We start from the raw sequence: 24,621 nt of genomic DNA, 5'->3' as shown, positions 1-24,621 counted from the left end.
GAGCTCATCACGTATTTTGCTTCGTGTCCGAGGGTTTATAATCCTGCCCCCTCAGCCCCGTGGAGCAGCGAGCGGCATAATGTCCTGGTGTTTGATATCGTACCTGTAAGCCTTGGGCTCGAACTTGGCCAGGGGGGACTTGAGGACGTACATCTGCTCGGAGATTCCATAGTCACCCTTCTTGCTTGAGAATTCAAGCACGTAATCGTTGAACTCGATGTTCCAGGAGAGGAATCCCTTGGAAACCCTATCGGCTCCGAGGAGGTACAGCGAAAAGAGGTGCCTACCGTTTATGATGCGGTTGGAGAGAAGACGCTTGATGAGCTTTATGCTTCTTTCCTCGCCGATTTCGAAGGCCATCCCATCGAGCGAGAACACAAAATCAACGACCTCCGTCTTGTCGGTTTTTCTGAATATCTCCCTGTATATCTGCTCAAGCTTCGGAATGTAGGTCTCGGGGTTGAAACCCTCTATCCTGTAAACGTAATCCTCTAAGTGATTGAATCCATATCTCGAGCCGAAAACGTCAATTATGACGAGGTTTCCTTTCTCCCCTTCCTCTTCTATATCAAGACCCGCGGAGTTGGCGCGCAGGATCAGCCTTGGAAGGGGAAGGTTGTAGTTTATGATGATTCCCAGGACTCCGTTGGATATCTGGCGCTTCAGTATTTCAAAGGGCAACGCCCAGCCTAGAGAGAAAGAGTCGTAAATGACCAGCAAGCTGGAATTCTTCACGATTCCACCGCCAACAGCGGTATCTATGTAGTCTATTCCAGACGTTACCACCTTCATGTGTTTCACGCTACACCATTTGTACGTTTGGGTATATAACATTTTTGCTCTCTGGCAACAAAATTGTTCTGATTAAACAAGAATTCCCGGTTCGAGAAAAGTTTATTAGGAGGATAACCAAAAAAGAACGGGAGGAGAAGCCATGAATCCTGAAAACGTGCTCAAAATGGTTATAACATCCAGCGTGCGCCATAAAGTGTTGCTTGCTCTCTCGGAGGGGCCAAAAACCCTGGGCGAGATTCACGGTCAAGTGGGCTCGACCAAATCCACAATCTCACACGCACTCAGCGACCTTATGGATGAGATGCTCATAATCCAAGACCCCGAGACCAAGCAGTACCAGCTCACCAACCTGGGCTACCTCGTGTCCCTTCAGGTGAAAAACATAATGGAGGCGCTGGAGAGCATCCGGAAGTTTGAGGAGTTCTGGCTCTCCCACGATTTGAGCGGCATCCCCAAAGAGCTTCTGCTGAGGATAGGTGAGCTGAAGGATTCAGAGCTTCATACCACGACGCCGGAGTACCTGAAGCTGCCCCACGAAATCTACATGGAGCTCATAAGGACGTCCAAATGGATTAAGGGGGTCTCCCCGATACTGTTTGCCGATTACCCCGAGGAGTTTCTGGAACTGGCGTTTGGGGAGGACGTGGACATCGAGATAATAACGACCAGAACCGTGTACGAGAAACTGGTTGAGCTATCTGCCCCAGAGGCCGTTGAGAAGGTCCGAAACCTCCCGAACGTCAGGCTATACGTTATAGACGAGAATCCGAAGGTCGCTTTCACGGTGACCAATAATTTCCTGTCCCTGGGCCTGTTCCTTCCCAATGGGACCTATGACATGATGAACGACCTGATCAGCACCAGCGAGCAGGCTAAGAGGTGGGGGCTAGAACTCTTCGAGCACTACAAGAGGAGGGCCGAGAGGGTTATCTAACTGGTTTAATCACGGATTAATGAAGGGTATGAGACTATCATTTGATTACACCAGGTACTCGCAGGGAGGCGGCGTTGGAAACGCCGTCAGCTCAGGCTTTGGGTTAGTTTTGAGTTTGTTCAATTTTCTCATCTCCACATCGGTGTTTCTGGCTGTAAGTGGCGTGTTTAAACTGTGCCTTTCCTTTCTGCTCTATGGTGTGGCTCCCCGATGGAACCTTCTAGCGGCCACTTTCCTCCTCGTCTTCAGCGTCTACGGCATCAACAAACTAACCGACATCAAGGAGGACGAAGTCAATAACCCGGAGAGGGTCGGCTACGTGAAGAGAGTCGCCAAAGCCCTCAAGTATGCGGTGGTGTTGTCCCTCGTTCTGGCCGTTTTATTGAGCGCCCTCACGAGCCCGTTGGCTGTCCTGGTCGTCCTGTTCCCAATAGTTGCAGGCGCCCTCTACAGCATCAGGCTGTTCCCAGGTTATCCGAGGCTCAAGGACATCACGGGGGTCAAGAACCTGATAATAGCCGTCACCTGGGCGAACGGAACGGCGTTCCTCCCGTATCTGGTCGCCAGCGGGGTTGCACTCCAAAAAGTCGCCCTCATCTACTACTTCTTCTTCATGAAGAGTCTGATAAACACGATACTCTTCGACGTCAGGGACATCGAGGGGGACAGGATAAACGGCATACAGACGATCCCCGTGAAGCTGGGGCTGGAAAATAGCAGGGCACTGCTGCTACTACTGAACTCAACATTCATACCCTGGATTGTAGTGGCCCACAGCCTTGGATACTTTGGGAAGTACCTGCCTGCGCTGGTCTTTGCGATTCTAAACGGCTACGCCTACATCCTGTACTTCGCCCGGAAGAACTACAGGCCCGGCAAAGTTCTCGACATCTGGGTTGACGGGGAGTGGTTTTACACCCTACCCCTGGCAATGGTCATGTGAATTATTCGTTCTTCATCGAAACGCTAAGTTTTTAAGCTAAACGTCACCGGTTCTCACCATGGACGGCGTAATCCTCGGTGTTCTAGCCGCACTGGGCTCCGCGGTTTCATGGGCGGCCTCCACGATACTGGTAAAAGTTGGCATGAGGGACAAAAGCCCGGTTGCAGCCAATATATTCCGACTTTACGCAGTTGCAGTGATGTTCGCCGCCGTATTCTGGATAAACGGCACCTTCTCCCAGATAGCCCAGTTATCCCCGACCCTCCTGGCGGTAGCCTTTGTTTCGGGTCTCTTCGGCTTCGTTATCGGCGATTACTTCTACCTGAACGCCCTGAAGATGATGGGCGTTTCGAGGACGGTTCCAATAACCTCCACGTACCCTCTCTGGGCAATACTGTGGGCGTTCCTTTTTCTAGGCAGGAAGATAAGCCCACAGGTGATAATCGGGGCCGTTCTCGTCGTCACGGCCATAGTTGTTGTCCGGCGGGCGGAAGAGGAAGAGAGAATTGACCCCAGGGGCTTCGTATTCGCGCTCCTTGCCCCGCTCTCATGGAGCTTTGCAATCCTGACGATGGACTGGCTGACTACCAGCATAGACGTCCTCCCGCTGGCTGGGATAAGGATGATGTTTGCGGCGGTCGGGGTCTCCTTCTTCCTCCCCAAATACGGGGCGGAGGTGAGGGGGATAACCCTGAGGGAGGCCCTGCTCCTCATCGGCGCGGCAGTTACGGGTCTAATGCTCGGCCAGTACCTCTTCGTCTACTCGATAAACAAAGTGGGCTCCCAGATAGCTGCCCCGGTATCGGCGGTGAATCCGATAATAGCCTCCGCCCTCGCGATAGCCCTCCTAAAGGAGCCGCCGAACAAGAAGATACTCGAGGGTCTTATCCTCGCGGTTCTCGGAGTGATACTCATCTCGACGGCTTAACTTTTTAAGGCCTTCAGTTCTAGAGGTGACTGCCGACAGTGAGGGGACAATGCGTCTCCTCATGGGCTCGGTCAACCCGCCTCCGCGAGGCATCGGGTTCCGTGAGCGGAGCGTGCTCACGCCGAGCCCACAGGGCCGGGAGCATCCACCCGCGCGAGCGAATGAACGCGGGCCTCTGTACCCGGCCCACACTTCGACGCCCTTCTGAGGAAGACTTATAACTTCCGAGACTGAAATAAATAACTGGTGGTTATGTATGGTGATAATCCCCCGCCCGATAGACCCAAGGGAGATAAGGCGAATCAGGAAGGAACTCGACATAACCCAGGAGGAGCTCGCTGAAAAGGCGGGCGTAACCCAGGCTTACATCGCCAAACTTGAGGCGGGGAAGGTTGACCCCAGGCTCTCAACATTCAATCGGATTCTTCAGGCTCTGTTGGAATGCAAGAAGGCCCAGCTTAAGGCAAAGGACGTCATGTCTTCTCCGGTTATCTCGGTCAAGCCCTACGAGCTTGTTGAAAACGTCATCAGGATAATGAACGAGCACAACATCTCCCAGATTCCGGTCATAGCCGGAAACAAAGTCGTCGGTTCGGTGACCGAGAGGACACTGGTAAGACAGAGCCTTGAGTATGAGGACATCTATGACCGAAAGGTTATGGAGGTAATGGAGGAACCTTTCCCAATAGTAAACGAGGACGAGGATCTTGAGGTCGTTAAGTACCTCCTTGAAGAGCACCCCGCGGTTCTGGTTCAGAACAGGGAGGGGAAAGTTGAAGGCATCATCACCAGAGTAGACATATTTAGAATCGGAAAGGGGAAAGAGTAATATTCTTCCCACGGCCTTTATCCAATTTTGGAAACGTTTTTATCGTTTACCACCCCAGTATTTTTAAAGGCCGAATAAGAGGCGGGGGGTGGCCAATGGGAAAGCTGTCAATCACGTTGATTCTTTTCGTCGTTCTCCTGTCCCAGTATGTTAGTGCCACAAGCATAGCGGTTGATGTTTCACATGATGAGGGAACGGTGGCACTCGTCTCACCGATAGTCGACCCAACAACCGGGCGAATTGTTGCAGAAGGTATCATACCAACCCTATCATGGTACGATTGGGGCTACATAGGGTACAGCCCGGAGCTAAGAAAGGCAAAGGTCATCCATTTGGGAAGCACCATAACATACGACACTCTGAAAAACGTGGACGTTCTGATAATCGGACAGCTGTGGGAGGGTCTCTCACAGGATGAAATAGCCGCCATCGTGAGGTGGTTCTCGGAGGGAGGGAAGGTCCTGTGGGTCTCCGGAGACTGCGACAGGAAGGAGAGCGCCTACGTACAGCGCAACGCCAACGAACTCCTCTCCGCTATACCTGGGGCAAAGCTCAGAATAGACTACGCCACGGCAAAGGATACGTTCAGCAACGCTGGAAAAAGTGCCTACGTTTCTGGCTTCGTGAGGGTTGACCTTGAAACTCCCGACGCGAACGTTCTCAACAGGGGGTACCAGGGGGAAATTGGCAAGGTCCTCTTCCATGAACCAGGCGTCCTGGCGTGGGTGGACGGAGATGGAAGATGGCACCCCCTAGTGGCGGGCGAGGTTCCGGATGGCGTCTATAGAATAGTCACAACCAGCGGCAACGGAGTGATAGAGGACGACTATCCCCCGGAGGCTAGGGTGTACAAGGCATGGGAGCAGGGACTGTTCACCCTCCTAGCGGCGGAGTTTGTAGAGCTTCCCAACGGGGCGGAGAGCATTCTCATAGTCAGCGCCGAAAGCCCCTACGGCAGCCCGGTGCCGATATGGGTTAACAGATACGGCAACTACCTCTTCGACGGCCAGCAGTTCGTTACAAACCTTCTCCAGTGGGCTACCCTTGAGGCCTCTAAGATGAAGCCCGCGGTGGAGACAACGACGACAACCACTGCTCCAAAAACGACAACGACAACCACTATGACCCACAGCACGTCCCCCGTCCCAACTACCACAACAACCACCACAGAGGAGAGGACGACCCCAAACGTCACCACCACAACAACGTCGACCTCTGGGGGAATACCTCCCTGGATCGTAGGGGTCATCGTTGTTCTGCTCATAGGGGCTGCGGTCCTGATGTTCCTGATCATCAAGAGGCCGTGATGTCCTCCCTTCTTTTTCCCTGATGGTAAAAATATCCAACAACTTTATATACCCTCGGCCAAATCAGTGATGGACAAATAATCCAGGTGATGCAGATGAAGAAGACCGCCGTTTTACTCATGCTCCTCCTGCTGGGCGCGGTCATGGCCGCTGGCTGTATCGGCGGAAATGCCACCACAACCACGGGCAGTGGAAGCCCTGGCGAGAGCTCCTCCCCGCAGACCACGACGACGTCCAGTGCCTCTGAATCCAAAACAACTACATCCTCTATGGAGAGCCACTACCCCATCACCGTCACAGATTTTGCAAACAGAACAGTCACGATAGAATCTGAGCCCAAACGCGTTGTGACCCTCGCGCCGAGTATAACCGAAGACCTCTATTACCTTGGTCTCTTTGACAGGGTTGTGGGAGTTACGGATTACGATGACTTTCCATCGGAGGTCGCCAACGTCACAAGGATAGGCGGCTACGGCAAGTACGCGAACCTTGAGGTAATTGCTTCTCTCAACCCGGATCTTATACTCGTTGATAGCTACTCGACTGCGATACTTGGCGACCTTGAAAAGATAGCCCCGGTCGTAGTCGTTGACCCCCACAGTATGAATGATATCCCGTTGGCGCTTGACCTTCTGGGCAGGGTGTTCAACGTTGAAGGGGATGCGAAGAGGGTAACCGCAGAGTTCCAGGAGAGGATAAGAGGTATCGCCTCAATGGTGTCGGGAGAGTCCAAGGTCAGGGTCTTCTATGTCGTCTGGAACGATCCGCTCATGACGGCCGGCGGTGGAACCTTCATCAGCGACGTCATTGAGCTGGCCGGCGGGGAGAACATTTTTAACGACACGAGCGGCTGGCCGGCCGTCAGCATCGAGCAGGTTCTTGAGAGGGATCCCGAGGTCATAATACTTACTCCGCACTGCGGCATGACCGTTCAGGACGTTTACAACGGGCCGCTGGCGAACACAAAAGCCGCCAAAGAGGGCAGGGTTTACATGATCGAGAACGAAAACGACCTAATACACCCCAGCCCCCGCGTTGTGCTCGGCCTTGAGAGCGTCGCGAAGCTCCTCCATCCCGAGGCCTTTAGGGTGAGCTACCCGCTAGCAATCACCGACTTCGCCGGGAGGAAGGTCACCATTGAGAGGGAACCGGAGAGGATAGTCTCGCTCGCACCGAGCATAACGGAGAGCCTATTCTATATAGGCGCTGGAAGCAAGGTTGTCGGGGTTACCGACTACGACGACTTCCCGCCGGCGGTTAAGAACATCACCAGGATAGGCGGCTACGGCAAGTACGCCAATCTGGAAAAGATAGCATCGCTTCAGCCTGACCTAATAGTTGCAGACGGTTTTTCAAAAGATATCCTCAGCAGTCTTGAAAAGATAGCACCGGTTATAATCGTTGACCCCAAGAACATCACGGAGATCTACGATGCAATTAAGCTACTCGGCAGAGTCACCAACCGGGAGGAGGGCGCAAACTCAGTGGTAGCCGAAATGAAAGCAAAGGTGAGCTACGTTTCCTCAATGGTCGCCGGAAAACCAAAGCCAAGGGTGTTCTTCATTCTCAGCTACTACAACGGCTACTGGACGGCCGGGGCTGGAACCTTCGTCAACGACCTCATAACCCTAGCCGGCGGCGAGAACGTATTCAATGATGTAAGTGGATGGGGAGTTGCCAGTGAGGAGCAGATAATCACAAGAAACCCTGAGGTCATCATAATCTCACCGAACGCTGGGATAAAACCCGAGGATCTCTGTTCGGGTCCACTCTCCGAGGTCGATGCGGTCAAGAACGGACGCGTTTACGTCCTCAGCGATGAGAACCTGGTCGTGAGACCCGGTCCGAGGATAGTTCACGGCCTTGAGGAGATCGCCGAGTACCTGCACCCCGACGTCTTCAGCTACCAGCCCCAGCCGCTCGCGTGCAACGCCACTGCCTCGGCTGGAGGCTGAACCTTTATTTTCACTTTTCGGGCAACCGTTAAAAAGCCAGTTTCTAAATTTCCCTGGTGGGAAGATGGAACGGAAGACGTTCTACAGAATCCTGCTCGTCATTGTCATAATCCTCACGGTCATCTACACCCTCGGAATAATAGGTCTCGTGCCATTCCAGTGGAGCTACTACATCACGGTATTCATGATAATCCTCTTCTTGGTCCTCAGGATAGAGAAAAAACGTCAGTAGAGGGCCTTTATCCTCCTCACGGAGAGTGTGATAAAGACCAGACCAATAAGGAGGAGGGCCAGAAGGGAGTAGAGCGGTGCCACAATGTCGTAGTAGTAGAGCATCGAGTATCTGAGACCTTCAACAGAGTACGTCATGGGCGTTAAGAGACCCACAGCACGGAACCACTTCGGAAAGAGGGTCAGCGAAGCCAGTGCCCCGCTGGTGAATATCATTGGAAGCCTGAGCAGGTTGAGCCACGTCATGACGTTTATCGGGTTCTCAACGGCAAGAGACACGTAAAGGCCGAAGGAGGAGAAGGCCACGTTGGCCAGGACGAGGAAGAGGGCCGTCAGCGGCCAGTTCCAGACCGGATACACCATAAAGTACCTCACAAGGAGGAGTGTCACGAGGCTCACCATTAGACCGAAGAGCGAGGCGACGAGAACCTTGGCGATGACTATCTCCCCGTATCTGATTGGGGCCAGGAGAAGGCGCTCGAACGTCTTTAGTCGTCTTTCGAAGATCAGCGACGATGAAACAAAGGACGTGGTCGCGAAGAGGGATGAGATGCTGATTAAACCCGGAGCGAGGTGGTCAACGTCGCCGAATCGGACAATGAATGCAAGGGTGAACACCAGGGGAAAGATCAATCCCCAGCTGATTGAACCCGGCTTGAGCATGTACTCCTTGAGCTCCTTGTTCACTATGACGAGAACCCTCCTCATATGGGGCACCCTCCGCAGGTAGCCGGACAGATACGCTCCTCGTTCTCATCCGTGAGCTCTAAAAAGACCTCCTCTATGCTCGGAAGCTCCGTGGAGACGTGCCTTACAACGACCCCAAGATCGTCCTTGATATCCCAGAACTCGCCAAGGAATTTATCCGGGTCGTCGACGGTTACCATGATTGAATCCTCGTCAAACGTGGGGTTGTAAGGGCCCAGGAACCTCAAAAGCCTGTTGCTGATGGGTTCCACCTTGAGCCTGACCCTCACTCCAGTTCCCACGAGCTTCCTCAACTCGTTCCTTTTTCCCAGAGCGACTATTTTTCCCCGGTTGATTATCGCTATCCTGTGAGGAAGAACCTCTGCTTCCGCCATGTTGTGGGTCGTCAGGAATATGGTTTTCCCCATCTTGTTGAGCGCCAGTATCATCTCCCTGACGAGCTTGGCGGACTGGACATCCAGGGCGATGGTGGGCTCGTCCATAAAGAGCACTGGTGGTTCGTGGATGAGCGCCGCCGCGATGGTCGCCCTCCTCCTATAGCCAGAGCTGAGCTTTCCGAACTTTCTCCTTGCCGGGAGGTTGAAGTCCTTTATCAGCCTGGAAACGTTCTCCAGCGGAGCCTCGTAGAGCCTTGCAAGAAATCGGAGGTTCTCCTCAACCGTCAGCTCATCGTACAGGTTGGAAACGTCGGGAACCACGCCGATGCTGCGCTTAACGTCCAGCCGCTGGGTCCTGACATCATAGCCGTTCACATAGGCCTCGCCCGCCGTTATGGATGTCAGCGTTGAGAGCATCCTCACGGTGGTCGTTTTTCCCGCTCCGTTTGGTCCGAGGAAGCCAAATATCTCCCCCTTCTTAACATCGAAGCTTATCCCGTCCACAGCGGTGAAATCGCCGTACCTCTTCGTGAGTTTCCTTGCCTCTATAACCGGCGTCACTCTCTCATCTCCCTCCACAGGAGTGCGATTACCAGAAGGATGAGCACTCCCAGTCCAACCGCCACGAGGGGACTTCCAAGTTCCCTCTTGAGCGGCGTTTCGGGGGCAGAGGTGGAGAGAGACCCCTTGAGGCTCATGAAGTCAACGTTTGCCTCGCAGATGTCTTTACCATGAAACCTGCGAGAGAGAGCTAAATACCTTGCCCCCGGAGATATCGCGACCTTTTCAACGGTTTCGTTGGGTGAGTAGTCCCAGAGGATAGTCCCATTCGGGGCCACAAAGATGGTCTCATCTCCCCCTGTTGCAAGGGTGTACCCATCGGCGGTCGCCACATCGGTGACTAGGAGATAAAAAGGAATGGAATAGACCCGGTTTCCATTCCTGTCGAGGAGAATGACCTCGTTGAGGTCGCCTCCGAGGGCTATTCCCTCTTCATCGAACTCCATATCCCTGATGAGGCCGTCGAACTTCCTCTCCCAGAGCTCTTCACCCTTCCAGCTGAAGGCGTAAACGGAACTCCATGTTTCGTCCGGAGAAACTACGAGGGCAACGGCCATCTCCCCATCTCCAGCTACTTTCTTCACATCCCCCGGAAGGGTGAGGTTGAAAATAGGAGTTCCGTCATTCCTAAAGGCGACGAAGCTCCCCCCGTCGCCTCCGGCGAGTACTCTGTCCCCTACGAGGTCGACGCTCCAGAGGTATGAGCCTATGTTCCTCTTCCACACCGGCTTCAGGTCTCTGAAGAAGTACACAAAGCCATCAACGTTTCCGGCTACTGCAGTTCTCCCGTCCCGGGAGATGTCCACGCTGTAGACGACGTTTTCAGTCTTGTACTCCTCCAAAAGCTTCCCGTGAGGATCAAAGAACTGAACCCAGTTCCCGTCGGTTCCAACGATGACGGTTCCGTTCTCGCTAACCGCGACCGAATAGGCAAAGCCCCTCACCGGGGCCTTGAAGGCCCTGCTTCCGTTGGGCTGCAGGAGTATGGCGTCGTAACCAAAGCCGAGGGCAAGGTCCCCTCTATCGTTGAAAGACATGGAGAATACTATGCATTCATCGTGATAAGTCCAGTCCCAGTGAGGCTGGGCACTTACAGGGGTTGCGGCGAGGAGAAACAGGATGAGCGGGAGCAGTCGTCTCATGGCTTCACCCCTCAGAAGTTACTCCTGGGTTTTAAATGGTTAGTGGTTCATCGCTCTAATGTTCAACGGCAAATAAAAATATTTCCTGGAGTGAAAAGAGTAGTATCTGAAAACGGCGTGTTAGGCTCAACGAACTCTTCTCAACCTTTGGTTTAGAATTTTCGGGTTTAAAAACGCTTTTTTAGCCTCCGGAGAAGCCTCAATTGAGGGGACAAAGATGAGCACATGCATAGTCATGTTCATTGGAGGTGGTTGGGTTGAGATACGTTAAGCTCCCGAAGGAGAACACCTACGCGTTCCTTGAAAGGCTCAAGGAGTGGGGCAAACTCTACGCCCCGGTTAAGATATCCGAGAAGTTCTACGACTTCAGGGAAATAGACGATGTCAGACAGGTGGAGTTCAGCTACAACAGAACGATAATGCCGCCGAAGAAGTTCTTCTTCCTTCCCAGGGAGAAGCTCTTCGAGTTCAACCTCACCAAAGCCGAGTACAGGGAGGTCATAGAGGACGTCGAGCCCTTTGTGCTCTTCGGCCTTCACGCCTGCGACATCTTCGGCCTCAAGGTGCTCGACACCGTTTACCTCGACGAGCTACCGGATAAGTACTACAAGGTTCGCAGGGAGAAGGGCATCATCATAGGCATCAGCTGTATGCCCGACGAGTACTGTTTCTGCAACCTCCGTGAGACGGATTTTGCCGACGACGGCTTTGACCTCTTCCTCCACGAGCTACCGGACGGCTGGCTCGTCCGCGTCGGAACCCCAACCGGCCACAGGATAGTGGACAAGAACATCAAGCTCTTCGAGGAGGTCACCACCGAGGACATCTGCAACTTCCGCGAGTTCGAGAACAAACGCTCCAGGTCGTTCAAGTACCACGAAGACTGGAGCAATCTGCGTTACCTGCTCGAGCTCGAAATGGAGCACCCGATGTGGGACGAGCAGGCTGAAATCTGCCTCGCCTGCGGCAACTGCAACACCACCTGCCCGACCTGCCGCTGTTACGAGGTTCAGGACATAGTCAGCCTCGACGGTGAAACCGGCTACCGCGAGAGGCGCTGGGACTCCTGCCAGCTCAGAAGCCACGGCCTCGTTGCAGGAAACCACAACTTCAGGCCGACCAAGAAGAGCCGCTTCATGAACCGCTACCTCTGCAAGAACTCCTACAACGAAAAGCTCGGCATAAGCTACTGCGTCGGCTGCGGCAGGTGTACCTACTTCTGCCCGGCGGGTATAAGCTTCGTGAAGAACCTGCGCACGATCATGGGACTTGAGGAGAAGACCTGTCCGTCCGAGATAAGTGAGGAGATTCCCAAGAGGGGATTCGCATACGCCTCGGAGATAAGGGGTGAGGACATATGAGCGAGGTAGTTCCCAGGGAGATTATGATGCCGGAGGAGAACCCCTACGCGCTCCACAGGGTCAAGGTTCTCAAAGTTTATCCGCTCACCGAGAAGGAGAAGCTGTTCCTGTTCAGGTTTGAGGACCCAGAGCTGGCCGAGAAGTGGACCTTCAAGCCGGGACAGTTCGTCCAGCTCACCATCCCCGGCATCGGTGAGGTTCCGATAAGCATATGCTCCTCCGCGATGAGGAAGGGCTTCTTCGAGCTCTGCATCAGGAAGGCTGGAAGGGTCACCACGGTCATCCACAGACTCCAGCCCGGAGATACAGTCCTCGTCCGCGGTCCCTACGGCAACGGCTTCCCCGTTGACGACTGGGAGGGCATGGATCTGCTCCTAATCGCCGCTGGCCTTGGAACCGCCCCGCTCAGGAGCGTCTTCCTCTATGCCATGGACAACCGATGGAAGTACGGCAACATAACCTTCATCAACACCGCCCGCTATGGAAAGGACCTCCTGTTCTACAAGGAGCTGGAGGCAATGAAGGACTTGGCAGAGGCAGAAAACGTCAAGATAATCCAGAGCGTTACGCGCGACCCCGAGTGGCCCGGCCTTCACGGAAGGCCGCAGAACTTTATAGTTGAGGCCAACACCAACCCGAAGAACACAGCCGTTGCCATATGCGGCCCGCCGAGGATGTACAAGGCCGTCTTCGAGTCCCTCATCAACTACGGTTACAGGCCTGAGAACATATTCGTCACGCTGGAGAGGAAGATGAAGTGCGGAATAGGAAAGTGCGGCCACTGCAACGTCGGAACGAGCACGAGCTGGAAGTACATCTGCAAGGACGGCCCGGTATTCACGTACTTCGACATAGTATCAACGCCGGGCTTACTGGACTGAGGTGGTGGAGATGGAAGGAAAGGTCAGGATTGGATTTTACGCCCTCACCTCATGCTACGGCTGCCAGCTCCAGTTAGCTATGATGGACGAGCTCCTTCAGCTGCTTCCGCACGCGGAAATCGTCTGCTGGTTCATGCTTGAGCGCGACAGCTACGAGGACGAGCCTGTAGATATTGCCTTCATCGAGGGGAGCGTCTCCACCGAGGAGGAGGTCGAGCTCGTCAGGAAAATACGCGAGAACGCGAAAATCGTTGTGGCCGTTGGCTCCTGTGCAGTCCACGGCGGTGTGCAGAGCTGGGAGAAAGACAAGAGCCTCGAGGAGCTCTGGAAGACCGTCTACGGCGATGGGAAGGTCAAGTTCGAGCCGAAGATGGCCGAGCCGGTGGAGAACTACATCAAGGTGGACTACCGCATCTACGGTTGCCCTCCTGAAAAGCGGGACTTCCTCTACGCGCTCGGCACGTTCCTTGTCGGCTCGTGGCCGGAGGACATAGACTACCCTGTCTGCGTCGAGTGCAGGCTGAAGGGACACCCGTGCATACTCATCGAGAAGGGCGAGCCGTGCCTTGGGCCAATAACAAGGGCCGGCTGCGATGCGAGGTGCCCAGGCTTCGGAGTGGCGTGCATCGGTTGCAGGGGAGCTATAGGCTACGACGTTGCCTGGTTCGACTCACTCGCCAGGACGTTCAAGGAGAAGGGAATCAGCAAGGAGGAGATACTCCAGCGCATGAAGATGTTCAACGCCCACAACCCGAAGCTCGAGGAAATGGTTGAGAAGATATTCCAGGGGGTGGAAGAATGAAGAACCTCTACCTTCCCATCACCGTTGATCACATAGCGCGTGTTGAGGGCAAGGGCGGCGTTGAGATAGTCGTTGGAGACGATAGTGTCAAGGAAGTCAAGCTCAACATCATAGAGGGTCCGAGGTTCTTTGAGGCCATAACGGTTGGCAAGAAGCTCGACGAGGCTCTGGCGGTTTACCCAAGGATATGCTCATTCTGTTCTGCCGCGCATAAACTCACCGCGGTTGAAGCCGCTGAGAAGGCGATAGGCTTCACCCCGCGCGAGGAAATCCAGGCCCTCAGGGAGGTTCTCTACATCGGAGACATGATAGAGAGCCACGCGCTCCATCTGTACCTCCTGGTTTTGCCTGACTACCTCGGCTACTCCAACCCGCTCAAGATGGTGGACGAGTACAAGAAGGAGATCGGCATAGCCCTGGAGCTTAAGAACCTCGGAAGCTGGATGATGGACGAGCTTGGAAGCAGGGCGATACATCAAGAGAACGCGGTACTCGGAGGCTTTGGAAAACTTCCGGACAAGGCCACCCTTGAGCTCATGAAGAAGCGCCTCAGCGAGGCACTCCCTAAGGCCGAGTACACCTTCGAGCTCTTCGCAAAGCTTGAGCAGTACGAGGAGGTTGAAGGGCCGATAATCCACATGGCTGTGAAGCCGAGGGGGGACGTCTACGGCATATACGGCGACGCCATAAGCGTCAGCGACGGCTTCGAGTTCCCGAGCGAGGACTACAAGAAGTACATGGTTGAGCGCGTTGTGGAGCACAGCTTCGCCAAACACTCTTTCTATCGCGAGAAGCCTTTCATGACGGGAGCCATATCGCGCGTCGTCAATCATGCGGATAAGCTCTACGGAAGGGCGAAAGAGCTCTACGAGAGCCACAGGGATCTGCTCAGGCCAACCAACCCCTTCGCCAACAACCTGGCTCAGGCCCTTGAGCTGGTCTACTTCATCGAGCGTGGCGTAGACCTCATAGACGAGGCCCTCGCGAAGTGGCCGGTAAGACCGAGGGACGAGGTCGAGATAAGGGACGGCTTCGGCGTCAGCACGACCGAGGCGCCGCGCGGAATCCTCGTCTATGCCCTCGAGGTCAAGGACGGAAGAGTAGCTTACGCTGACATCATAACTCCCACAGCGTTTAACCTCGCCATGATGGAGGTCCACGTCAGGATGATGGCGGAGAAGCACTACAACGAGCCAGAGAGGCTCAAGTACCTCACCGAGATGGTGGTAAGGGCCTACGACCCGTGCATCTCCTGTTCGGTGCACGTTGCTAAGCTTTGATTTCTCAACTTTTTTAAGGGCTGGTGACAGAAAAATACCGGGGGGTATTATGGCTGAGGAAATCGTTGATGTTGTTATACACGTGAAGGTACCCAAGAAGTACGCCGAGACCTTCAGGAAGGATGTTGAGGCTATGGCGTGGTATCTCTCTCACAAGGACGAACTCTTTGAAAACATGAAGAAGCTTAAGGGCATCATGAAGACCAATAAATCCTGGAAGGAGCTCAAGGAGGAGTACTATGAGGGAATTACTGGTTGACAGCTCTCTCATTGTGGAGTACTTCAAGGGTAGCGAACGGGCGGTTGAACTCTTTGAGTCCTTTGAGAACGAAGACCTTGCTCTTTACATAACCGAAACTGTGTTTAGTGAGGTTACGTATCTGCTCCTCGGCTACTTCTCAAAACTTGCACCCAGGACCCTCAAAGGTAGAAAGGACAAGTTACCCCCTGAAATTCGGATTGTTTTCAAAGCTCTAAGGAGTTTTGGATTTATTGAATCATCGCAAAGGACGCTCTCCGAGGCAATAGAACTCATCGAGAAGTACGCCATGCTGCCCAACGACGCGCTAATTTTAGCCACCTGCATAGAACATGGCTTTGCCCTGGCAACCCTTGACGAGGATTTCATAGAGCCTGCAAAGAAAGAAGGGGTTGAACTCGTAACGGGGTGATTCGGTGAGGACGCTCATCCTAGCACTCGGCAACGAGCTGATGAAGGACGATGGAGTCGGACTGAAGGCCGGCAGAATACTTGCGGAGAAGGGGTACAACGTCCTCGACGTTGGCACGGACATCTTCATGCTCTCCGCCCATTACAATGGGGAGGAAAGGCTGATAATCATCGACGCGATTCTGAGTGAAAAGTTTCAGCCGGGAAAGATAATTCACCTCGCAGGTAAAGATGTCTTCGAGAAGCTGAAGGGAGAGATAAGGAGTGCCCACTTCATTGGGGCTATAGACGGACTTAAGCTCCTTATGGCCATGGATGAACGCCTCGCCAAGGCGGATATACACTTCATCGGCGTCGTTGCCAGGGAGATAGACCTCGGAATGGAGCTCACCGAGGAAGTTGAAAAGGCCCTGCCAAGGGTCGTCGAGCTGGTTGAAGAACTCTGCAAAGAATGAATTAAATAATTGAATAACCAAAGAATCGGCCGGGGCTCACATGCCCCCGCTGACCGCTAACTCGATTATCTTCCTTATCTCCACGAGGAACTCCATTGGGATGTCCTTGAGCATTGGCTCTAGGAAGCCCTTGACGATGAGCTGGGTAGCTTTTTCCTCGTCAAGGCCCCTGCTCATAAGGTAGAACAGCTCCTCCTCGCGGATTTTGCCTATCGCTGCTTCGTGGCTGAGCTGTGCATCATCGACCTTGCTGATGAGACCAGGGTAGGTTTCCATTGTTGCTTTATCGCTTAAGAGAAGGGCGTCGCAGCTTATATGACCCTTGGTTTTCTCAGCCTCAGCTTGGATTATTCCCCTCGTTATCACCGTGCTCTCGTCCATTATAACTGCTTTGCTCGCGTTTATTCCCCCCGCACCCTTGCCCTGGAGGTACATCCTGCCGCCCAGATCAACGTAGAAGTCTTTCTGGCCGAGTAGAATGCCGTTCAGCTCGACGTAGCCGTTCTCATCAACCCAGTACCTCGGGTCCCCTATGTTGCTCTTCCCGGAGCCAAGGGTGACGGTGGTGTTGATGAAGCGCGCGCCTTTCCCGATTCTCGCCCTCGTCATTGGCCTCGTGTGAACGTACTCCGGCCAGTTCTGCAAAACGGTGAGCTGGCCCTTTGCGTTCTCGTGGAAGTACGCCTCGGTCATGTCGAGGTGGAGTGAGTGCTTCAGCAGAATCGGCGCGGTACAGCCCTCTATGAGGTGGAACTCGGTGTTCTTCTCGGCGATGATAATTATGTGCGGTGCCTGGGCTAAAGCGCTCTCTTGGATGAGGAAGAACAGGTGAAGCGGGAAGGGAACCTTGAGACCCTCCTTGACGTAGAGGAAGATTCCACCGTTCCACACTGCTGTGTGATAAGCCGTCAGCTTGCTCTCATCCATCCTAAACAGCCTGAGGAAGTGAGACTTAACCAAGTCGGGGTACTTTCTAACAGCTTCTTCAGTCGGGAGAACGATTAGGCCCTTCTTGGCCCACTCCTTGAGGAACTCGTTGTAGATTACTCCAGTGTCAGTCTGAACGGCTAATCCTGCTATGTACTTCTGCTCGACCTCGGAAATGCCCAACCTGTCGAGTAAAGCCTTCATCTCCGGGGGAAGATCGTCGAGGCTCTCTATGTGCCCAGGAACACCTTCAACCTCGGGTTTGGCTATGAACTGGAGGAGCTCCTCCTCGCTTATAACTGGATCCCTGTGAGGGGCTTTCTCAAAGGCCTCCAGTGCCTTGTACCTTATCCGGGTCATCCACTCCGGCTCTTTGTTCCTCTTTGAAAGCTCTTCAATCTGGCTCTCGATTATTGCCTTGGCATCTTTGATTGTTATGGTTTCGGTCATTCTCCCACCTCCTCAAAGATACCGCCAAAACCTTCCCGGTCTATTCTTTCAACCAGCTCACCACTTCCGGTCTTTACAATCCTCCCGTCCTTCATGACGTGGACCTTGATGTTCTCCTTGTCTATGTGCTCAAGAATCCGCCCGTAGTGGGTTATCAGGAGTATCGCGGTTCCGTTTTTGTGTAGCTCTTCTATTTTCCTGCTGATAACACTCAGGGAATCAACGTCAACACCGCTGTCCGGCTCGTCCAGGATGAGGAGCTTCGGCCCTATTAGAACCGCCTGGAGTAGCTCAAGCCTCTTCCTCTCACCACCGGAAAAGCCAACGTTGAGATAGCGGTGCAGGTCTTTTTCACTAAACCAGAGCTCTTTGCCCTTCTCGACAACCAAATCGTAGGCCTCAACCGGGTCAATTCCTTTGAGCTCGACTAGAACCTGCTGGAGGAAGTCGATTATCTTTACTCCTTCAACTTCAGGCGGGACTTGGAAGGCCAAAAGAATTCCCCTCTTAGCCCTCTCGTCCGGACCGAGCTCTGTAATATCTTCCCCGTCGAAGGTTATTCTGCCCGTCTTTATCTCGTATCTGGGATGGCCTGCTACCGTTAGTGCAAGCGTGGACTTCCCTGAACCGTTGGGTCCCATGACGACGTGGAACTCTCCCTCGTTAATGCTCAGGTTTACACCCCTCAGGATGTCCTTATTCTCAACACCTACGTGAAGGTTCTCAACTTTGAGCATTACCTCACCCCCGTGGGTAACGTAGATGGGACGTTTTTTAAGCATTGCTGGACAAAGATGTAGAAGACTATGAAGCAGATGTCCCCCGGGAAAGTTAAGAAAAGCTCATAGGGAAAGCGGGAGGGCTTCCCTTATGCGTCTGAGAAGCTCCCTCTTCTTCTCGCTCTCCTCGAGGGCTATCTCAAGCACCTCATCAATGGTCTCGACTGGGAATATCTGCACCTTTTCCGCCTTGTCCTTGCTGAGGAAGACGTCCTTCTCGTTGCTCTTGGGGATTATGACCGTCTTTATGCCCGCCTCTATGGCAGCTTCTATCTTCGGAGTGGCCCCGCCTATCGGGAGCACCTCGCCGCGAACGCTGAGCGAGCCGGTCATGGCAACGTCCTGCCTTATTGGTATCTCCTCAAGGGCGGAGATGACAGCCGTCGCGACGCTTATACTGGCCGAATCACCTTCAACGCCCTCGTAGGTTTGGAGGAACTGGACGTGGATGTCGTAGCGGCTTATGTCTTCACCCTTATAGCGCTTGATTATTGCCGAGACGTTCTGGACGGCTTCCTTGGCTATCTCTCCGAGCTTTCCGGTGACTATAATCTTACCCTCCTCCTTGCTGGCGGCGGGGGCGACGACGGCCTCTATGGGCAGGACGATACCGCTCTGTTCACCGATTACCGCCAATCCGTTGACACGGCCTATCTCACTTCCCTCTGTCTTGATGACCTGGTACTCCTTCTTGCGCTCTATGTACCAGTCGGCGAGTTGCTTTTCAAGGGGTTTAGCCATCCTTATCGCTTCAAGGACGTCCTCGCGCTCCACGTACTTCTTGCCCTTCTTGACCGCTATGTCTCCAGCGGCCCTCACGATACCACCAAGGTCACGTAGCCGGAGGGTAAGGTGTCCCTTTCTGCCGGCGCGCTTCTGCGCTTCCCTGACTATTTCCTCAACGGCGTCGCGCGTGAAGTGAGGTATCTTGCCGTCGCGTATGACCTCCTGGGCAACGAACTGGATGAGCTTGCGCCTGTTCTCTATGGTGTCCGGCATCGTGGTGCGCATGTAAACCTCGTAACCGTAGCCCCGGATACGAGAGCGCAGGGCCGGGTGCATCTTGTCAACCGTGTCAAGGTTTCCCGCCGCGACGAGGACGAAGTCGCACGGGACCGGCTCAGTCCTGACCATGGCACCGCTCGACATCTCGCTCTGGCCAGTTATCGGGAACTTCTTCTCCTGCATCGCCGTGAGGAGGTTCTGCTGCATCTTGAGGCTCAGCGTCGCTACCTCGTCTATGAACAGGACGCCCCTGTGGGCGCGGTGTATCATTCCCGGCTCAACGCGCTCGTGGGCGGGCGTTCCGAGGCCACCGCTCTGGAACGGGTCGTGGCGCACGTCACCGAGGAGTGCTCCGGCGTGGGCGCCGGTCGCGTCTATGAAAGGTGCCTTGTTCCTTCCGCAGTTGTCAACGAGTAGCTTGGGAACGAGGACTGAGCCCTTGAGGCGCATGTTCGAGAGTGCCATTATGGTGAGTATTACAACGAAGAGACCCATAAGGAGCGTGGTCGCACTGAAATCTATAAACAGGGCAAGCATGACGGTGAACATGACAAACAGAAGGATGTAGGATTTTATACTCTCCTGCCCCTTGGCCTTCTCGCGGTACTTCTCAACTATCCTCCGTCCTTGACAGGCGGGGACTGTCTTTATCTTGGGCATGTTCTCGTCTTCGGGGTTTGGAAAGACGAGTATGTCTTCTAGGTTTTCCGTGGGCAGCAGCTCCGCCATTGCCTGACCGAGCATCGACTTGCCGGTTCCGGGTTCACCTATTAAAAGAACGTGCCTCTTCTGGGTGGCCGCTGTCCTGATCACTTCGACAGCGTGCTCCTGCCCTATGACTTGGTCGATGAGCTTCTCCGGGACTTTAACCTCCTCGGTAGTGTTAAACTCCATGCCCAGCTCAAGGCTCTCTCCATATTCCCTGGGGGCCAGGGATTCCCTATTGACCTTCTCGTCTTCCCCCATTTTGCTTCCCTCTTCCACTCTCTCAAACTGGAATGCTCGGGGCGATTTATAACTTTTTTGAGAAGGTTAAGAAAAAGCTAAAATAGGCCTTGTCATCCATAAACCTTGGTGGAAGCGATGAAGGTTGAGGATCAGATTGTGTTCACGGCGCATCACGGGAGCTGGAAGGTGGCCGACAGGCTGATCGACATGGAGGACGAGAAGGTGGCCCACTTTCTGGCCAGCATTTCCAACACGGTCAACGCCAAGATACCCGAGTACCTGACCGAGGTCATGAACGTGGCTGGAATAGCCAGCCTCGCGGAGGAAATCGGAAAGAAGGATCTGAGCAATGCCATCATTGCCCTCAAGTCGCCTGGAACGGCAAGGAAGCTCGGTGCCCTCGTCTTTGAAGAAGACAAGAAGCTCAGAAAGCACCTCGTTGACGTGGCCAAGGCCATCCTCGTGAGGGAAGTGCTCTCGAAGAAAGTCCCCGTGGAGTATCCTGAAGGGCCCCTAAATGAGGTCAGGATAGTCTTCCCGTACAACGAGGACCATGTGAACTTCACGGCGTTTCATCTCAGCGCGGAGCACGGCAAGTGGAGGGCCGTTAGAAGGCTCATAATCGATGACAAAACACCGATGGCCGATGTCGCGCGGCTTTTGGCGAGCATAAACGAGAGCATCACGCTCAAGCTCCCGGTCTACGCGGGCATCGACCTCAAAGGCATAGAGGCCTGGTTCGGTGAGTTCAAGAAGGTTAAGAAGGCCGAAATCCCGGCCGTTGTGGAGAAATATAGGCACTTTCCGGCCGAGAACTACGCCCCCGGCCCGTTCCAGGGGCATGCAAAAGTCTACGCTCTGAGAAAGGCCCTTGAAAAGATAGGCCTCTCCCTGGACGTCCCGGCTAAGAGCCTTGAGAAGTACCTGGAGAAGAAGTGAATCCTCATGATGAGGCCGAGGACACCCGAGGGAAACCGATGAGGAGTCTTCGCTTCGCTGATTCATATTTCCTTTGGGGGTGAAAGCATGAGGAAGGGGACGGTTCTCACCGAAAGAGCCCCGAAGCCGATAGGGCCGTACAGCCAGGGAATAATCGCGGAGGGAAAGTTTCTCTTCGTCTCGGGGCAGATACCGATAAACCCCGAAACCGGGAAGCTCGTAACCGGTGACATTGAGGAACAGGCGGAACAGGCACTCAAAAATCTCTTGGCGGTCGTCGAGGCTGCCGGCGGAAGCGCCGAGAACGTGGTGAAGGTGACGGTGTACATCAGGAACATGGGCAACTACGCCAGGTTTAACGAGGTTTACAACCGCTACTTCTCCAAGTCAAAGCCAGCCAGAGCGGTTGTTGAAGTTTCAAACCTTCCGAAAGGTGTGGACATTGAGATAGAGGCCATAGCGGTCCTTTGAATTTTTAACATTTTTCGGTGAGCGAGATGGAAGCGGTAAGGATCAGACGCGAACTCCTGGAGTACCTTCTGGGGCTGGCACGCGACTTTTATCCCAACGAATTCGCGGGCTTTCTGCGGGAGAAGAATGGGGTATTTGAAGAAGTTTTGATAGCCCCAAATCCCCACTTCGGAAGCAGTTCCGCGTTTTTTGACACATGGATGCTACCCTACGATGAGAGCATAAAGGGAACCGTTCACTCACATCCGGGGCCGAGCGCCAGGCCCTCCGAGGCAGACCTCCACTTCTTCTCGAAGTTCGGGGGCGTTCACCTGATAATCGCCTACCCGTTCCTAGAGGACAGCGTGAGGGCTTACCGCAGCGACGGGAGCAGACTGAGGATTAAGGTTGTAGAATAACATCATGTGAAAATTCTTAAAAGGAAACCAACCATAATCCAGTTACAGGTGTTGCCCATGAAGATTAAGGACCTTTTGGACGGGTTGAATGAGAAGCAGAAGAGAACAGTCCTACAGTGTGCAGAAACATGTGGAATCCCGGACCTGGACAGGGAAGTTGATCTCCAGGTGGAAAGCGACGCGATAAAGTTCCTAAAGGCCATTTCAAATCCACTCCGTCTCAGAATACTCAAGCTCCTGAGGGACAACTGGCTGTGCGTGTGTCTAATCTCAAGGATACTCGACCAGGATCAGACCCTAATAAGCCACCACCTGCGCACGCTCAAGGGTCTCGGACTGATCGAAGAAAGGAAGGAGGGCAAGATGCACTTCTACAGAACCAACACAGAGACCCTTAAGAAGTACCTCGACATGGTCAGTATTGAGCTGGTCTGACCTCCTCCCCGCCGTGAAGGGGCGGTTCGGTTTGCGGGCCCATCACTTACTCGGGTCACCCCTTTCAGCTCAGCTCACAGGCCGGGTCTTCGGCCCGTTACCCCTACGGGCTAAAGCCCGATTGGGGTTATCGTCTCAAAGCCCCTCCCAGACTCTAACCCCAGACTCTAACTGCCCAAAAGGGCAGTTTTCGAAAGACGCCTGTCGGCGTCTTCCCCTGCAAAAGCAGGGGACACAGTGAAAGCCCTCTAAGGGAGCCATCCCTGAAAGGACTCTTTCAGAGCCCATTACTACTCCACAACTTAAAAGACTTTCGGTGATTTGAATGTCAGACTCAAAAATACTGCATCCCCCGCTCCAAAGGGTGAGGCTTTCGGAGGGATAAGACCATGAACGACCTCCAGCGGGAAGTTGACAGAATCGTCATGGAGTTCGGTGGCTACTGGGAGCCGTTTGAGATGCTCGCTGCCCTGATGGAGGAAATCGGAGAACTTGCAGACGAGTTGCTAAAGATGGAAGGCGTTAAAGGCTCAGGAAACAAGAAGCGCTTGAAGGAAGAGCTCGGCGACGTTGCCTTTGCCCTCTCCTGCATCGCCAACTACTATGATGTGGACCTCATGGACGCTCTCAGGGAGACCATAGAGAAGTACAGGGAACGGGACAGCGGGCGCTGGAGCAACCTATGAAATCTACATCAAGTGTGCTATGAATTTGTAACACAATGAACTACCATATAACTGGGTTATACTAGGGCGCGAAAGCACGAGTTACTAAGTGGTTAGAAATCTTCCAACTTATCGAAACATTTTTATAATCGGGCGCTCAATTTCCATCATAATTCGGGGGAGGTGGAGACATGGCTGATAAAATAAACGGAATAGACATAAAGATTTTGAAGCTCCTCGCCAAGAACGCCCGCCTTACCTATAAGGAGCTTGCCGAAATTCTGGGCACCACTAGGCAGAGGATATCCCGCAGGATGGACCGTCTGGAGAGAAACGGCATCATAAAGAAGTACACCGTGATACCCAACTACGACGCCCTCGGTTACGTTCATGTGATCCTCGGGATAACAGTTAAGCCCTCGGTCAATATCGATGAGGTTATCCCCGCCCTTATCGAGGACGAGAATGTCAAGATCGTTGAACGCGCCCTTGGTTCTCACAACCTGGTGGTACACATCATCGGCCCCAAGGACATGAAGGAGCTCGAGAAGATAATAAACGAGGTCTCCAAGAAGATACCGGGTATTGACAAACTCGACATAACCTTCGTGACCGAGACCGTTAAGTTCGAGGTTCTTTAATTCCCTTTATTTCCTTCGTCAACCGCCGAGGGAAAGAATAATAAAGCCCCCATCTGCACTTCTCCCAGGTGGCAGAGATGCTTGAGAGAGCGGTAGTGGACATTGCAGTGGTTGCAGGGCTCGGCTTTGGTTCCTACAGGTTCAAGGCACTCGACGCCAAAGGGGCCGTTGCAGCGGCATTCCTTGGGCTCTCCGTTATCGAGCTGGGGGGAGTGTACCCATTCGCCGCACTTCTCACCTTCGTGGTTCTCGGCGTTCTGTCCACCAAGTACAAATTCAGGGAAAAGGCCAAGCTTGGTGCCGCCCAGAGCAGAGGTGGAATAAGAAGCTGGGGAAACGTTCTGGGCAATGGACTGGCAGCCCTCATCTTCCTTGCCTTTGAGTACTTCTCCCAGATGGACGTCTTCTGGGCGGCGAGCTTTGCGGCCATAGCTACCGCCAACGGGGATACCCTGGCGAGTGAACTTGGCAAGGTTTTTGGAAGGAACCCCAAACTAATCACGACGCTCAGGCCAGCTAAACCCGGCACCAACGGAGCAGTCTCGTGGATGGGTGAACTCTTTGGTCTGCTCGGGGCGTTTGTAATATCCATGTTCGCACTCCCGCTGACCACCGAAAAGGTTACGATGCTCCTTGCGGTCACACTGGGGGGACTGGTCGGTGTCAACCTGGACAGCCTCATCGGAGCGACCCTTGAGAACGAGGGGATAACCAACAACAACTCGACGAACTTTCTAGCTTCTCTCCTCGGCGGTTTCGTCGGTGCTGGCCTCTTCTACCTTCTCGCATGAAGTTTTAAAAGCA

Annotated in this window: 28 protein-coding genes; 21 read left to right on the top strand and 7 right to left on the bottom strand. The window is 53.8% G+C overall.

The window, feature by feature from the left end:
* Positions 1 to 51: 51 nt before the first annotated feature.
* Positions 52 to 801 (bottom strand): hypothetical protein, encoded by a 750-nt coding sequence (locus tag E3E25_RS04385; RefSeq protein ID WP_167891971.1) that lies wholly within the window; start codon positions 799 to 801, stop codon positions 52 to 54.
* Positions 802 to 934: 133 nt separating this feature from the next.
* Between E3E25_RS04385 and E3E25_RS04380 the strand changes: the two genes are divergently transcribed.
* The 7 genes from E3E25_RS04380 to E3E25_RS04350 all read left to right on the top strand — a co-directional run bounded on the left by E3E25_RS04380 (position 935) and on the right by E3E25_RS04350 (position 7,923).
* Positions 935 to 1,729, top strand: a complete 795-nt coding sequence (locus E3E25_RS04380; protein ID WP_370456644.1) for a helix-turn-helix transcriptional regulator — start codon at positions 935 to 937, stop codon at positions 1,727 to 1,729.
* Between the two features lie 199 nt (positions 1,730 to 1,928).
* A complete protein-coding gene (locus E3E25_RS04375) occupies positions 1,929 to 2,672 on the top strand; it encodes a UbiA family prenyltransferase (RefSeq protein WP_167891969.1) in 744 nt (247 codons plus the stop codon).
* A gap of 58 nt (positions 2,673 to 2,730) precedes the next feature.
* Entirely contained in the window at positions 2,731 to 3,600 is an 870-nt protein-coding gene (locus E3E25_RS04370; protein WP_167891968.1) for a DMT family transporter, read from the top strand.
* Positions 3,601 to 3,856: 256 nt separating this feature from the next.
* On the top strand, positions 3,857 to 4,429 hold the full coding sequence (locus E3E25_RS04365; protein WP_167891967.1) for a CBS domain-containing protein: 573 nt from the start codon (positions 3,857 to 3,859) through the stop codon (positions 4,427 to 4,429).
* Positions 4,430 to 4,524: 95 nt separating this feature from the next.
* The gene (locus tag E3E25_RS04360) at positions 4,525 to 5,736 is read left to right on the top strand and encodes a hypothetical protein (RefSeq protein ID WP_167891966.1); all 1,212 of its coding nucleotides are present in this window, start codon (positions 4,525 to 4,527) and stop codon (positions 5,734 to 5,736) included.
* A gap of 89 nt (positions 5,737 to 5,825) precedes the next feature.
* Positions 5,826 to 7,691 (top strand): ABC transporter substrate-binding protein, encoded by a 1,866-nt coding sequence (locus E3E25_RS04355; protein ID WP_370456643.1) that lies wholly within the window; start codon positions 5,826 to 5,828, stop codon positions 7,689 to 7,691.
* A 64-nt stretch (positions 7,692 to 7,755) separates the two neighbouring features.
* Complete coding sequence (locus E3E25_RS04350) at positions 7,756 to 7,923, top strand: hypothetical protein (protein ID WP_167891965.1); 168 nt, start codon at positions 7,756 to 7,758, stop codon at positions 7,921 to 7,923.
* Here E3E25_RS04350 and E3E25_RS04345 read toward each other — a convergent pair.
* The 3 genes from E3E25_RS04345 to E3E25_RS04335 are packed head-to-tail and all read right to left on the bottom strand — an operon-like array spanning position 7,917 to position 10,710.
* Positions 7,917 to 8,630, bottom strand: coding sequence for an ABC transporter permease (locus E3E25_RS04345; RefSeq protein WP_167891964.1), 714 nt, complete (start codon positions 8,628 to 8,630; stop codon positions 7,917 to 7,919). The genes E3E25_RS04350 and E3E25_RS04345 overlap by 7 nt on opposite strands.
* The gene (locus E3E25_RS04340) at positions 8,627 to 9,568 is read right to left on the bottom strand and encodes an ABC transporter ATP-binding protein (RefSeq protein WP_167891963.1); all 942 of its coding nucleotides are present in this window, start codon (positions 9,566 to 9,568) and stop codon (positions 8,627 to 8,629) included. The genes E3E25_RS04345 and E3E25_RS04340 overlap by 4 nt, the downstream gene beginning before the upstream one ends.
* The gene (locus tag E3E25_RS04335) at positions 9,565 to 10,710 is read right to left on the bottom strand and encodes a hypothetical protein (protein ID WP_167891962.1); all 1,146 of its coding nucleotides are present in this window, start codon (positions 10,708 to 10,710) and stop codon (positions 9,565 to 9,567) included. The genes E3E25_RS04340 and E3E25_RS04335 overlap by 4 nt, the downstream gene beginning before the upstream one ends.
* 257 nt (positions 10,711 to 10,967) lie before the next feature.
* Here E3E25_RS04335 and hydB point away from each other — a divergent pair, with 257 nt between their 5' ends.
* Genes hydB through E3E25_RS04300 form a run of 7 tightly spaced genes read left to right on the top strand, consistent with a single transcriptional unit; the run spans position 10,968 to position 16,159 of the window.
* The gene (hydB, locus tag E3E25_RS04330) at positions 10,968 to 12,071 is read left to right on the top strand and encodes an NADPH-dependent hydrogenase/sulfhydrogenase 1 subunit beta (protein ID WP_167891961.1); all 1,104 of its coding nucleotides are present in this window, start codon (positions 10,968 to 10,970) and stop codon (positions 12,069 to 12,071) included.
* A complete protein-coding gene (hydG, locus tag E3E25_RS04325; protein WP_167891960.1) occupies positions 12,068 to 12,952 on the top strand; it encodes an NADPH-dependent hydrogenase/sulfhydrogenase 1 subunit gamma in 885 nt (294 codons plus the stop codon). Before hydB ends, hydG begins: the two co-directional genes overlap by 4 nt.
* Before the next feature lie 10 nt (positions 12,953 to 12,962).
* Positions 12,963 to 13,754 (top strand): NADPH-dependent hydrogenase/sulfhydrogenase 1 subunit delta, encoded by a 792-nt coding sequence (hydD, locus tag E3E25_RS04320; RefSeq protein ID WP_167892675.1) that lies wholly within the window; start codon positions 12,963 to 12,965, stop codon positions 13,752 to 13,754.
* A complete protein-coding gene (gene hydA, locus E3E25_RS04315; protein WP_167891959.1) occupies positions 13,751 to 15,034 on the top strand; it encodes an NADPH-dependent hydrogenase/sulfhydrogenase 1 subunit alpha in 1,284 nt (427 codons plus the stop codon). Before hydD ends, hydA begins: the two co-directional genes overlap by 4 nt.
* Positions 15,035 to 15,083: 49 nt before the next feature.
* Entirely contained in the window at positions 15,084 to 15,293 is a 210-nt protein-coding gene (locus tag E3E25_RS04310; protein WP_167891958.1) for a hypothetical protein, read from the top strand.
* On the top strand, positions 15,274 to 15,705 hold the full coding sequence (locus E3E25_RS04305; protein ID WP_167891957.1) for a type II toxin-antitoxin system VapC family toxin: 432 nt from the start codon (positions 15,274 to 15,276) through the stop codon (positions 15,703 to 15,705). The genes E3E25_RS04310 and E3E25_RS04305 overlap by 20 nt, the downstream gene beginning before the upstream one ends.
* A gap of 4 nt (positions 15,706 to 15,709) precedes the next feature.
* Positions 15,710 to 16,159 carry a hydrogenase maturation protease gene (locus tag E3E25_RS04300; RefSeq protein ID WP_167891956.1) on the top strand — a complete coding sequence of 150 codons (450 nt, stop codon included), beginning with the start codon at positions 15,710 to 15,712 and terminating at the stop codon, positions 16,157 to 16,159.
* Positions 16,160 to 16,195: 36 nt separating this feature from the next.
* Here E3E25_RS04300 and sufB read toward each other — a convergent pair whose 3' ends face one another.
* The 3 genes from sufB to lonB form a co-directional block, all read right to left on the bottom strand.
* Positions 16,196 to 17,536: a Fe-S cluster assembly protein SufB gene (gene sufB, locus E3E25_RS04295; RefSeq protein WP_167891955.1), complete on the bottom strand. Its 1,341-nt coding sequence runs from the start codon at positions 17,534 to 17,536 to the stop codon at positions 16,196 to 16,198.
* Entirely contained in the window at positions 17,533 to 18,273 is a 741-nt protein-coding gene (gene sufC, locus E3E25_RS04290; RefSeq protein ID WP_167891954.1) for a Fe-S cluster assembly ATPase SufC, read from the bottom strand. Before sufC ends, sufB begins: the two co-directional genes overlap by 4 nt.
* 105 nt (positions 18,274 to 18,378) lie before the next feature.
* Positions 18,379 to 20,286 (bottom strand): ATP-dependent protease LonB, encoded by a 1,908-nt coding sequence (lonB, locus tag E3E25_RS04285; protein ID WP_167892674.1) that lies wholly within the window; start codon positions 20,284 to 20,286, stop codon positions 18,379 to 18,381.
* A 117-nt stretch (positions 20,287 to 20,403) separates the two neighbouring features.
* Between lonB and E3E25_RS04280 the strand changes: the two genes are divergently transcribed.
* The 7 genes from E3E25_RS04280 (at position 20,404) to E3E25_RS04250 (ending at position 24,608) form a co-directional block, all read left to right on the top strand.
* The gene (locus tag E3E25_RS04280) at positions 20,404 to 21,207 is read left to right on the top strand and encodes a DUF2666 family protein (protein WP_167892673.1); all 804 of its coding nucleotides are present in this window, start codon (positions 20,404 to 20,406) and stop codon (positions 21,205 to 21,207) included.
* An 87-nt stretch (positions 21,208 to 21,294) separates the two neighbouring features.
* Complete coding sequence (locus E3E25_RS04275) at positions 21,295 to 21,678, top strand: RidA family protein (protein ID WP_167891953.1); 384 nt, start codon at positions 21,295 to 21,297, stop codon at positions 21,676 to 21,678.
* A 26-nt stretch (positions 21,679 to 21,704) separates the two neighbouring features.
* Positions 21,705 to 22,076, top strand: coding sequence for a Mov34/MPN/PAD-1 family protein (locus E3E25_RS04270; RefSeq protein ID WP_167891952.1), 372 nt, complete (start codon positions 21,705 to 21,707; stop codon positions 22,074 to 22,076).
* 57 nt (positions 22,077 to 22,133) lie between these two features.
* Complete coding sequence (locus E3E25_RS04265; protein WP_167891951.1) at positions 22,134 to 22,511, top strand: helix-turn-helix transcriptional regulator; 378 nt, start codon at positions 22,134 to 22,136, stop codon at positions 22,509 to 22,511.
* Between the two features lie 389 nt (positions 22,512 to 22,900).
* Entirely contained in the window at positions 22,901 to 23,197 is a 297-nt protein-coding gene (locus tag E3E25_RS04260; protein WP_167891950.1) for a MazG nucleotide pyrophosphohydrolase domain-containing protein, read from the top strand.
* A 170-nt stretch (positions 23,198 to 23,367) separates the two neighbouring features.
* Positions 23,368 to 23,817, top strand: coding sequence for an Lrp/AsnC family transcriptional regulator (locus E3E25_RS04255; RefSeq protein WP_167891949.1), 450 nt, complete (start codon positions 23,368 to 23,370; stop codon positions 23,815 to 23,817).
* Between the two features lie 77 nt (positions 23,818 to 23,894).
* Positions 23,895 to 24,608 carry a DUF92 domain-containing protein gene (locus E3E25_RS04250; protein WP_167891948.1) on the top strand — a complete coding sequence of 238 codons (714 nt, stop codon included), beginning with the start codon at positions 23,895 to 23,897 and terminating at the stop codon, positions 24,606 to 24,608.
* Positions 24,609 to 24,621 lie beyond the last annotated feature (13 nt).

The sequence above is a fragment of the Thermococcus sp. MAR1 genome (assembly GCF_012027305.1).
Lineage (GTDB): Archaea > Methanobacteriota_B > Thermococci > Thermococcales > Thermococcaceae > Thermococcus.
The sequence above is the reverse complement of the archived record's forward strand: the minus strand, read 5'-3'. Positions and strand labels throughout refer to the sequence as shown.